The organism is Isoptericola sp. NPDC056134 (assembly GCF_042264825.1).
Lineage (GTDB): Bacteria > Actinomycetota > Actinomycetes > Actinomycetales > Cellulomonadaceae > Isoptericola > Isoptericola nanjingensis.
Genome location: NZ_JBHJVM010000001.1, coordinates 516,073 through 527,323 on the forward strand (window position 1 = coordinate 516,073; position 11,251 = coordinate 527,323).

The 11,251-nt window shown below is 74.1% G+C and carries 4 protein-coding genes and 1 pseudogene; 1 reads left to right on the forward strand and 4 read right to left on the reverse strand.

What is annotated here, in order from left to right:
- The first annotated feature begins 132 nt into the window (after positions 1–132).
- Positions 133–3,453: a GH92 family glycosyl hydrolase gene (locus ACFCZN_RS02275; protein ID WP_430555681.1), complete on the forward strand. Its 3,321-nt coding sequence runs from the start codon at positions 133–135 to the stop codon at positions 3,451–3,453.
- A 72-nt stretch (positions 3,454–3,525) separates the two neighbouring features.
- On the opposite strand, the gene ACFCZN_RS02280 is transcribed toward ACFCZN_RS02275, so the two are convergent.
- From ACFCZN_RS02280 to ACFCZN_RS02295, 4 genes and pseudogenes are all read right to left on the reverse strand, one after another.
- Positions 3,526–7,188, reverse strand: coding sequence for an alpha-glucuronidase family glycosyl hydrolase (locus ACFCZN_RS02280; protein ID WP_430555682.1), 3,663 nt, complete (start codon positions 7,186–7,188; stop codon positions 3,526–3,528).
- A complete protein-coding gene (locus ACFCZN_RS02285) occupies positions 7,185–9,515 on the reverse strand; it encodes a family 43 glycosylhydrolase (RefSeq protein WP_430555683.1) in 2,331 nt (776 codons plus the stop codon). The genes ACFCZN_RS02280 and ACFCZN_RS02285 overlap by 4 nt, the downstream gene beginning before the upstream one ends.
- Positions 9,516–9,751: 236 nt before the next feature.
- Positions 9,752–11,062: an ABC transporter substrate-binding protein gene (locus ACFCZN_RS02290; RefSeq protein ID WP_429762696.1), complete on the reverse strand. Its 1,311-nt coding sequence runs from the start codon at positions 11,060–11,062 to the stop codon at positions 9,752–9,754.
- 94 nt (positions 11,063–11,156) lie between these two features.
- Positions 11,157–11,251, reverse strand: a pseudogene (locus tag ACFCZN_RS02295) (carbohydrate ABC transporter permease); the annotation flags it as partial.

Consider the following 11,251-nt stretch of genomic DNA (forward strand, 5'->3'; position numbering starts at 1 on the left):
TCGCCCCTCCCCGCTTACGCGGCGCCCCCCAATCACTCATTCCCGCGCCTTCACACCCCCCCCCCCCCCCCCCCCCTCCCCCCTCCCCCCCCCCCCCCCCCCCGCGGCCGTGATCGCAGGAGAGTGGAGCACATGCCCGGACCTGACTTCCGCACCTCGTTCGAGCCCGGTGACCCTGCGCCGCTGCCGACCGCGCGCCGGGCGCCGCTGGTCGCTCGCGTGGGTGACGGCCCGGCGTCGGGCGCCACGCACAAGCCGCGCGCGGGGTTCACGGGCCTGCACGCCCTGGGCTTCGCGGGCCTCAAGGACGGCCCCGGGCCCGCGACGCACGTGCTCTTCCGGGACCTGGGGATCGAGGTGGGGCCGCGCACGCGGCTGAGCTACGTCGTGCTGCCCGACCTGCGCGGCGACCTGCGGTACCCGTCCACGTACGTGGCTCTGGACCTGGCGTTCACCGACGGCACGTACCTCTCCGACCTGCGTGCCGTCGACGCCCACGGCACCGGCGCCTCCGCGCGCGCCCAGGGCGAGGGCAAGATCCTCTACGCCGACCAGTGGAACTCCGTGCGGATCGACGTCGGCGCCGTCGCCGCGGGCCGCACGGTCGACGCCGTCCTGCTGCGCTGCGACCCGCCCGACGACCTGACCGGCGGAGCGTTCTCCGGCTGGCTCGACGACGTCGCCCTGGTCGCGGAGCCTGCGGGGCCGCCCGGGCCCGATCTCGTCGACCTCGTCGACACCCGCCGCGGCACGATGTCGAGCGGTCAGTTCTCCCGGGGCAACAACGCCCCCGCCACCGCGGTGCCGAACGGGTTCACGCTCTGGGTGCCGATGACCGACGCCGGCTCGCAGCGCTGGCTGTACGAGTACCACCGGGCGAACGACCACGAGAACCGCCCCGTGCTGCAGGGGTTCGGCGTCTCCCACCAGCCCAGCCCGTGGATGGGCGACCGCAACCAGCTCGTCGTGCAGCCCGCCACCGGGCCGGGCACGCCGACGGCCGACCTCGTCGCCCGCGGCCTGCCCTTCGACCACGCCGACGAGACCGCCCGCCCCGACCTGTACGCCGTGACCTTCGCGAACGGCACCACTCTCGCGGCCACGCCGACCGACCACGGCGGCCTGCTGCGGTTCGGCTTCCCGGCCGGCACCCCGGACGGCGCGGGGCACGTGCTGCTCGACACGGTCACGACGGCAGCCGGCGCGGCTCGCCTCGACGCGCACCCCGACGGCACGGTGACGGGCTGGGTCGACGACGGCAGCCCGCTGTCCGTGGGCCGCTCCCGCATGTTCGTGGCCGGCGCGTTCGACCGGGCGCCGGTCGCGGTGGGCGCCGCCGCGGGCGGGCGGCAGCACGCGCGGTTCGCGACCTTCGACACCTCCGGCGACGCCGGGGAGGCCGCCGTCGAGCTCCGGCTCGCGACGTCGTACCTGAGCCTCGACCAGGCACGGCGCGCCCTGGACCAGGAGCTCGCCGGGCGGTCGTTCGCCGAGGTCCAGCAGGCGGCGCGGGCGCTCTGGCAGGAGCGGCTGGGCGTCGTGGAGGTCGCCGGCGCCACCGACGACCAGCGCGTCACCCTGTACTCGAACCTCTACCGCCTGCACCTCTACCCGACGTCGCACACCGAGAACGCGGGCACCGCGGCGGCGCCCGTGCCCCGGCACGCCAGCCCGGTCGCGCCGCCCGTCGGGCCCAGCACCGACACGGCCACCGGGGCCGCCGTCGTCGACGGCCGGATGATGGTCAACCACGGGTTCTGGGACACCTACCGCACCGCCTGGCCGGCGCTCGCGCTGCTGGACCCAGGGCTCACCGCGCGGCTCGCCGACGCGTTCGTGCAGCAGTACCGCGACGGCGGCTGGATCTCTCGCTGGTCGTCGCCCGGCTACGCCGACCTCATGACCGGCACCAGCTCCGACGTCGCGTTCGCCGACGCCTACCTCAAGGGCGCGCTGCCCACCGGCGTCGCCCTCGACGCCTACGACGCCGCCCTCAAGAACGCCACCGTGGCGCCCTCGCACGACGCGGTCGGCCGCAAGGGGCTGGAGACGTCGGCCTTCCTGGGCTTCACCCCCGCCGCCACGCACGAGTCCGTGTCCTGGGGGCTGGAGGGCTGCCTCAACGACTTCGGCATCGGCACGATGGCGGCGGCGCTCGCGGACGACCCGGCCACGCCGGACGAGCGACGCGCGACGCTGCGCGAGGAGTCGGCCTACCTGCTGGATCGCGCCACGCAGTACGGCGGGCTGTTCGACCCGGAGGTCCGGTTCTTCCGCGCGCGCCGCGCGGACGGCGCTTTCACGCCCGCGGCCCGGCACTTCGACCCGGACGACTGGGGCGGACCGTTCACCGAGACGAACGCCTGGAACTTCGCGTTCCACGCGCCGCACGACCCGCGCGGGCTCGCGAACCTCTACGGCGGCCCCGCGGGCCTGGAGGCGCGGCTCGACGAGTTCTTCGCCCGCCCGGAGGACGGCACGCACGTGGGCGGGTACGGCCAGGTCATCCACGAGATGACGGAGGCCCGCGACGTGCGCCTCGGCATGTGGGGAGTGAGCAACCAGCCGTCGCACCACGTGCCGTGGCTCTACACCGCGGTGGGCGCCCCGTGGAAGGCGCACCGGATCCTGCGCGAGGCGCTGCGCCGCCTCTTCGTGGGCAGCGAGATCGGCCAGGGCTACCCCGGCGACGAGGACAACGGCGAGATGTCCGCGTGGTGGCTGCTCGCCGCGATCGGCCTCTACCCGTTGCAGGTCGGCTCCCCGCGGTACGCGGTCGGGTCGCCGCTGTTCGACGAGGTGACGATCCACCGGCCCGACGGCGACCTGGTGGTCCGCACCGTCGGGAACTCGCTCGAGAACGTCCACGTGCAGTCCCTGACCGTGGACGGCGAGCCGCGCGACGCGGCCTGGCTCGCGCACGCGGACCTGGTCGGCGGCGTCACCGTCGAGCTCGTCATGGGACCCGAGCCGTCCGCCTGGGGCACCGGCCCGGACGCCGCGCCGCCGTCGCTCACCCGCGGCGACGCGCCGCCCGCCCCGCTGCACGACGTGACCGCGCGCGGCACCGTCGTCGTCGACGACGGCGGGACGCGCGCGGACGGCGCGCTCCTGGTCGACGACACGTCCGCGACGGCCTTGACCTTCGCCACCCGCACGCCCGTCGTCACGTGGACGGGCGACGGCGAGCAGCCCGTCGTCGCGCGGTACACGCTCACCTCGGGCGACGGCGCGGCGCCGACCGCCTGGCGCCTCGAGGGGACTGTCGACGCCGGCGACGGCGCGACCTGGACCGTGCTCGACGAGCGGTCGGGCGAGGCGTTCCGCTGGGCTCGGCAGACGCGGCCGTTCGGCGTCGCGCACCCGGGGCGGTACGCGCGCCTGCGGCTGGTCGTCACGGAGGCGGCCGGCGACGGGCCGCTGACGCTCGCCCAGCTGGAGCTGCTCGCCTGACGACGACGCCCCCGGGCCGGCGAGGAGCCGGCGCGGGGGCGTCGTCGTGCGTCCGTCGTCTCGCTGGTGGTGTCAGACCACCACCAGCGCCGCGACCCGCCACAGCCCGTTGAGCGTGGACCCCACGATGTCGAGGTCCGCGCTGCGGCCCGACGCGCCGCCGTCCAGCTCGAACGAGAACCAGACGAACGACCGGCTCGGCAGGCTCGCGTCGCCGGACGAGCCCAGCACCGTACCGCCCTCGGAGATCGTGGTGATCCCCGCGTCGGTGAGCGAGTCGCCGCTGAGCACCCACACGGTGTGCTTCCCGGCGGGCACGGGGATCCGCAGCGAGCTCGGCTTCACCTTCTGCATCACGAGGTCGCGCCGCAGGGCGTCCGCGTTGCCGCGGTCGCGGTGGTCGGGCACGGCGCCGGTCCACCCGTAGCCGACGGCCTCGGAGAACACGTCCTCCGGGGACAGCCGGGTGTACCCGGCGACGAGCGGGCTGGACGGCGTGCCCGCGTCGAACGCCAGGGCGGCGTCGTCGGCATGCGGGGTGGTGACGACCTCGACCGCCCGGCCGCGCTCGATCTCCTCGTCGCCGCTGCGGAGCACCACCTCGACGACGGCGAGTCCGGGCGCGGCCGGGGGAGTGGCGGTGACCGTCACCTCGGCGTCCTGCCCGGCGGGCACGGTCACCGTGGCGTCCTCGACGGACCAGCCGTCGGGCACGACCAGCGACGCCGTGACCTCCCGGTCCTCGGCGCCCGCGTTGCGCACCAGCACCGTGATCTCGTTCGGCCGCCCCGTCCACCACACCGGCTCCGCCGTGGCCCGCAGCGCGAGCAGCGCCGGCTCCGGTGCGCCGGCGTCGACGACCGTGAGCGCGGTGAGGCGCCACGGGCCGCCCTGGCCCGAGAGGGTGAGGTCCGCCGTCCGGCCCTCGGAGCCGCCGTCGAGCGGGACGTCGAGCCACGCGAACGTGCCGGCGTCGAGCTTCTCGCCGGTGACGACGATGGTGCCGTCCACCGCGACCCGGGTGGCCGACGCCGCGGCGCCGGTGTCGCCGACGAGCAGCCGCGCGGTGTGGGCGCCCGGCGGCACCGCGACGCGCAGCACCCGGGAGGAGCTGTGGAACAGGTGGTCGCGCAGCAGGGGATCGCCGCCGCGGTCGCGGGCGGACGGGGCCGAGCCGACCCAGCCGAAGCCGGCCGCCTCGGACCATGCCGACGACGGCGTCAGGGCCGTGTAGCCCGGCGACGGGACGCCGCCCGCGGGGCCGCCGTTGAGCGCCAGGTGGCAGCGCGCGCCCGTGGGCGCGACGACCAGCGTGGTGCCCCGCCCGTCGAGCCGCTGCAGCGCCGGCGCCACGTCGACGTCGAACGGGACGGCGTCGGCCTCGAGCGGCGGCGTGACGGGCACGTCCACCTCGACCGTCTCGGCGGACGCCGAGCGCCGCGTCGCCGGCTCCGTGGCCCAGCCCGACGGCGCGGCCAGCGTGACGGTCGTGTCGTGCGCCCGCGCGGAGGCGTTCGTGACCGCCACGGGCAGCAGGTTGGGCCGGCCGCCCAGCAGCAGCCGCGACCCGCCCGGCGCCACCTGCAGCCACTCGCGCCGCTCGTCGACCACGCGCGACTGGTCGAAGAAGAACCCGACCACGACGTCGCGCCACAGGGTGGCGTGCGCGACCTGCGCCGCGAAGCTCGCCGCGACGTCGTCGTGCCGCTGCCCGTCGACCTTCCCGGCCAGCGACCTCCACGCGTCCGCGAACCCGGCCGCGTGCTCCACCCCGGTGAAGTGGGTGTCGTACAGGTGCTGGACGATGGTCTTGCCGGACCGCAGCCGATGGTCGTACGGCACCCAGTGCATGAAGAGCAGCAGCTCGTCCGGGCAGTCCTCGAGGGAGCCGTAGACGTCCGCCCAGCCGTCCGGGTAGAGGCCGGTGAACCCGCTGCCGGTGGCCGCCGTGCGGTCGAACCCGGTGCCCTCCGGGGTGGTGTGGTGCGACTGGTAGAGGGTGCTGAGCGGGTCCGGGTCGAGGTGCGACCCGCCCGGGTTGGTGAGGTACCCGAGCCCGAGCGGCGACGAGTAGTCCTCGTACGTCGCGTGCGAGCGCATCAGCACGTCCACCACGGTGGACGTGACCAGGTCGTCGGTGCCGAACGTCAGGCGCACCCACTCGGTCGCGAGGTCGCGCGGGTCGGCTCCCGGGTCCCAGCACAGCCGCCCGAAGGCGTACGTGTTGGCGGCGCCGAGCTGGTAGCCGGTCCAGTCCCGGTCGTCCCCGACGTTGCTCACCCCGGCGATGCCGGCGTGCCGGGCCTGGACCGGGCCCGCGGTCACGACGTCCGCCACCGTGGGTCCCGTGCCCGGCCCGCCGGTCGTGAAGTCCAGCACCTCCCGCCACATCGGGGCGAGGTAGACCGCGTGGATCTCGTGGCCCGTGTACTCCTGCGTGAGCTGGAGCTCGAGCATCTGGTGGGTGTCGCGCAGCTCGCCGAACAGCGGGTGCACCGGCTCGCGCACCTGGAAGTCGATCGGCCCGTACTTGGTCTGCACGATGACGTTGTCGTCGAACTGCCCGTCCAGCGGCGCGAACTGCCGGTACTGGTACTCCGCCCAGTCGCCGAAGTCCTCGTGCACGAAGCTGCGCCAGATGACGAGCGCGCCGTGCGGCGCGAGCGCCTCGGCGAGCATGTTCGCGCCCTCGGCGTGGGTGCGCCCGTAGTCCAGCGGGCCCGGGCGGCCCTCCGAGTTCGCCTTGACCAGGAAGCCGCCGAAGCCGGGCAGCGCGGCCACCACCTCGGCGCACTTGTCCCGCCACCAGGCCCGGACGCGCTGGTCGGCCGGGTCGGCGGTGGTGATCGGGTCGGCGTCGTCCGCGGTGAGGAGCATCGGGCTGGCGTAGTTCACCGACACCCAGAGCGAGATCCCCCACGACGCGAACAGCTCGGCCAGCGGTGTGAGCCGGCGGAGCATGTCGCTCGTGACGAAGCCGACGTTCGCGTTGACGTTGTTGATCACCGACGCGTTGATCCCGACCGACGCCATCGCCCGCGCGTAGCCGACCACCCGGTCCGAGATCTCCGGCAGGGCGTCCCAGTCGAAGATCGACGTGCCGGCGTACCCGCGCTCGATCGACCCGTCGAGGTTGTCCCAGTGGTTCATCATGCGCAGCGGGGTGCGCGGGGACTCGTCGGCGGACAGCCGGGCGAGCGGCGTCTCGAGCTGCAGCAGCCGGACCAGGTGGAAGACCCCGGCGAGGACGCCGCGGTCGGTGGTGCCCGCGACCACCACGCGCCGGCCGCCACCCGGCAGCCCGGTCGTGGTGATCACGAACCCCTGGTCGCCGACCTTCTTCAGGCGCCCGCGGCCGACGCTGGTGCGCACGACCGGCGACTCCTCGAGCGTGCCGAGGACGACGGCCGCCCGGGCGGCGCCCGCCCGCGCGGGCGCCGTCCCGGTGAGGCCCTCGACCGCCCGCCGCAGCTCGGCCTCCGCGTTCTCCATGACCGCGCCGGCGCCCTGCCGGGCCATGCTGGTGAGCGCGGCCCGGTACTCCCGCAGGCGGCCGGGGTCGGCGGTGAGGTGGTAGCGGAGCCACAGGTCGTAGCCGTCCTCGTCCGCGAGGCCCGCCGGGGCGGCGAGCGCGGTGGCGGCGCCCCAGGGCGCCATCGTCGCGGCGAACGCGAGGGCCGACGCCTGCAGCACGGTGCGCCGGGAGAGGTCCCGCCCGTGCCCCTGGCCGCTCATCGGTAGAACCGCACGTAGTCGAACTCGGCGGTGAGGCCGGTCCCCGCGAGGGAGACGAGGCCGATCCGCGGCTCCTGCCCGGCGGGCAGGTGCCAGACGCCGCCCCAGACGTAGTGCTTCCCGTCCCGGCTCGTCGCCGCCCGGAACAGGTGCTCGCCGGTGTCCGGGTCCACGGTGTGCCGCAGGCGGAGCCACATGGTGTCCGCCGACGGGCCGATCTGCATCTCCGGCCAGCTGTCGCGGTCGCGGCCGATCCACAGGAACACCTGCCGCGACGGTCCGGTGCGCGTGGGGGCCAGGTGGATGGAGTCCTCCGGGCTCTGGAACGCGATGATGCCGGCCTGGCTGCGGCCGTCGGGGGCGTCCGTGATCGGCAGGTGCAGCTTGGTCTCCGCCGTGTACGTGCCGGTCGGGGCGTCGCGCAGCAGCGCCGACGCCATCGTGCCCTTGCCGGAGAAGTCCGCGTCCTGCGTGGGCCACACGTACTCGCCGTCCGCGACCTGGCCGTCGGCCGGGCCGAACCACGACCAGCCGTCGAGGTCCGCGTCGTCGAACTCCTCGCCGTACTCCGTGAGCTCCGGACCGACCTCCGGGTCGGCCACCTTCTCCGTCACCGGGGTGTAGAGCGTCGTGACGCCCATGTTGTCGACCTCGCCGGAGCCCCGCGTGGACGCGGCGCCGCCGCGGTCCCAGGAGCGCGGCACGTCGACCGACAGCTCCGCCAGCGGGATGCCGAGCAGGTCGGCGCTGACCTGTACGTCGGCGCGGCCGTCCCGCACCTCTGCGGTGAGGGCGTGCCAGGTGCCGAGGTCGACGCCGTCGTACAGGCGCGTCGCCTTCCGCTGCACGACGACGCCGTGCCGGGTCAGCTCGACCGACAGCCGGCCGGACGCGTCGAGCCAGGCGATCGCGTGGTCGTCCTCGCCGTCCGAGGCGAGCACCAGGCCCACCCGGCCCGCGTCGTCCCGCAGCCGGACGTCGGCCTCGAGCCGCACGTCGCCGCGCGGCGCCTTGCGGGGCAGCAGCAGCTGCGGGTCCGCGCCGCGGCTGACCGGACGGGCGAAGCCGCCCGAGTCGGCGTCCGTGCCGGTGGTCCAGGGCCCGGCGCCGACGGCGGCGAAGCCGCGCAGCCCGTCGGTGAAGTCGCTGCCCGCGTCCCACGCCCCGACGGGCGCGGTCTCGACGTCGTCGCTGGTCCACTCGCCGGCCCGCACCGTGGGCCAGCCGTCGATCCAGTCGAGGCGGTCCATCACGGCGGGCCGCCCGCCCCAGCTCGGGTCCGTCTCGGTGCGGTCGAAGCCGTTGGTGAGGATCCAGTCCTGGCCGGACTTGTCGACGACGTTCGCCGAGTGGCCCGTGGAGACCCACCGGTTGCCGTTGGGCGAGTTCACGATCGTGCCGCCCAGGTGCAGGCCGGTGAGGCCCACGCCCTCGGCGTCGACGAACGGGCCCATCGGGTCCTTGGCCCGGCCCACGAACACCGGGTAGGCGCCGTCGGCCTTCGCGCAGCAGCCGAGGCCCGAGTAGAAGAGGTAGTACCAGCCGTCGCGCTTGACGACGTACGCGGCCTCGCCGCGGCGCGCGCCGACCACCTGCACCGGGTCGCCCACCACCTCGGTGCCGTCGTCGTTCAGGTGCACGGCCTGGATGCCGCCGTCCTTGAACGAGCCGTAGTAGAGGTACCTCTGGCCGTCGTCGTCGACGAAGACGGCCGGGTCGATCTGGTTGACCACCTTGTGCTGGTAGTCGTACGGCAGCACGGGGTGGCCGATGTCCGTCCACGGGCCGGCGGGGTCGTCCGCCGTGGCCAGCGCGATCGTGTTCACGTCGCCGCCGGCCACCGAGTAGTAGAGGTAGTACTTGCCGTCGATGTACCGGACGTCGGGCGCCCAGTAGTAGGTGGTGGCGAAGTCGCGCCACTCCGGGTGGTTGTCGGGGCCGAAGACCTCGCCCACGTACTCCCAGCTCACCAGGTCCTTCGACCGCGTGATCGGCATGAAGTACTGGTTCTCCCAGGGCCCGCCCTGGTTGTCCTTGCGCATGCTCGTCTGGGTCGCGTACGCGTACCAGTACCCGTCCTTGCCGCGGATGATCGACGGGTCGGAGAACGCGTCCGCGAGGTTGTCCATGACGTGGTTCCGGTACGTGCCGGGCGCGTCGTCGGGGTCGGCCGACGCGGTCACGCCGGACGACGCGACCAGGCCGACCGACGCGGCCACCGCGACCAGCAGGGCGGCGACCCTCCCGCGGCGTCGGGGCGGCGTCGTCGTGCGGGAGACCCCGGGTGCGGGGGCCGGTGACGGGGCCGGTGACATCGCTGGTGACATGGGTGGGACAACTCCTTCTGCTGGGCCGGGACCGCTGTGTCCCGGGCAGGTGAGGGTGTTGCTTCGCCGCGGCGCGTCGGTGCGCCGCCACGTCGTGCGGTGTGCGGGTGGTGCGGGGTGCTGCGTCTCCGGGCACGGCCCGGGCCGGGCCCGGGAGCGCGCGGCTCCCGGGCCCGGGGATCGGTGGGGTGGGTCAGGGACTCAGAGGAGGTGCGACGCAGGGCGTCGCGGTCGCGTCACTGCGCCTTGACGGTGTCCTGCACGTACTGGAACCACTGGTCCACGAACTGCTCCTCGGTGAGCTTGCCGTACTGCATCTCCTCGGAGAGCCGGGCCATCTCGGCCTCGATCTCGCCGTAGCCCTCGACCGGCACCGGCGCGGGCTCCGTGACGTCGTCGGCGTTGGCATCCTCGTAACCGATGAGGCGGGAGTCGGGAGAGCCGTCCTCCAGCGTCATCGCGTCCTTCTGGGCGTCCGTCGCCGGCACCCCCTTGGAGGTACCGAAGATCTCGCCGACCTGCGGGTCGTTGGTCATGAAGTCGATGAACGCGGCCGCCGCGTCCGGGTGCGAGGAGCTGGCCGACGCCGAGAGCATGACGCCGGAGTGCCAGTACATCTTCTTGCCGTCGTCACCCGTGGGGATGGGCATGAGGTCGAGGTCGTCGCTGCCGAGCTCGGCCACATAGTTGGGCATCAGCGTGTCCCAGTTCGCCTCGGCCACGACCTCGCTCGAGTTCAGGCCGGTCTTGGGCTCGAGCTGCGCCGCGCGCTGCGGGGGGAAGAACGCCTTGGACTCGCGCAGCGGTGCCCACAGGTCGGCCCAGGCCTGCACGTCCTCCTGGGTGAAGGCGATCTGGCCGTCGTCGGTGAACGGGGCCTTGCCCTGCTGCACCAGCCACTGCTGGAACCACGGGCTGTTTCCCGTCATGTCGCCGATGGGATACACCTGCGGGTCGTGCTTCGCGCCGGCCTCGGCGACGTCGCCGAACCAGGCGACCAGGTCGTCCCAGGTGTAGCCCTCGGCCGGGGGCTCCATGCCGAGCTCCTTGAGGAGCTTCGTGTTGTAGATGATCGACTGGGTGTTGAGGCTGACCGGGACGGCGTACGTCTTGCCCTCGATCTGGCCCGACGCGAGCGCGGTGTCGTCGACGCCGTCGACGTCGAGGTTGACGCCCACCTGGCCGTCCAGCTCGGCGAGCTGGCCCGTAGCGCCGTACTGCCGCACGTAGCCCGCGTCCATCTGGACGACGTCGGGAAGGGCGCTGCCCGCGGCCTCGGTGGAGCGCGCCGTCCAGTAGTCGTCCCAGGACTGGAACTGCGTCTGGATGGTGATGTTCGGGTACTTCTCCTCGAAGGCGTCGATCGCCTTCTCGTACCGCGCAGCGCGGTCGTCGTTGCCCCACCAGGCGAACGACAGCGTGATGTCCTCGTCCGTGGAGACCTTGGCGGCCGGGCCGGCGTCCGCCCCGCCGTTGCCGCAGGCGGCGGTCAGGCCGACCGTGACGGCGATGGCGGCGACGGCGCCGGAGAGTCGTGCGAGCTTCATGGTTCCTCCGTCCCGCAGCTCTGCGGGGGTCGGGCCCGGACGGTCGTTCCGCCGCGGGCTGGTTCGGTGGGTGGTGCAGGTGCAGCGGCGGACGTCAGCCCTTGAGGCCTTGGGTGGCGACGCCGTCGACGATGTAGCGCTGGAAGAGGATGAAGAAGATCATCACGGGCAGCAGTGCGAGGACGGCCA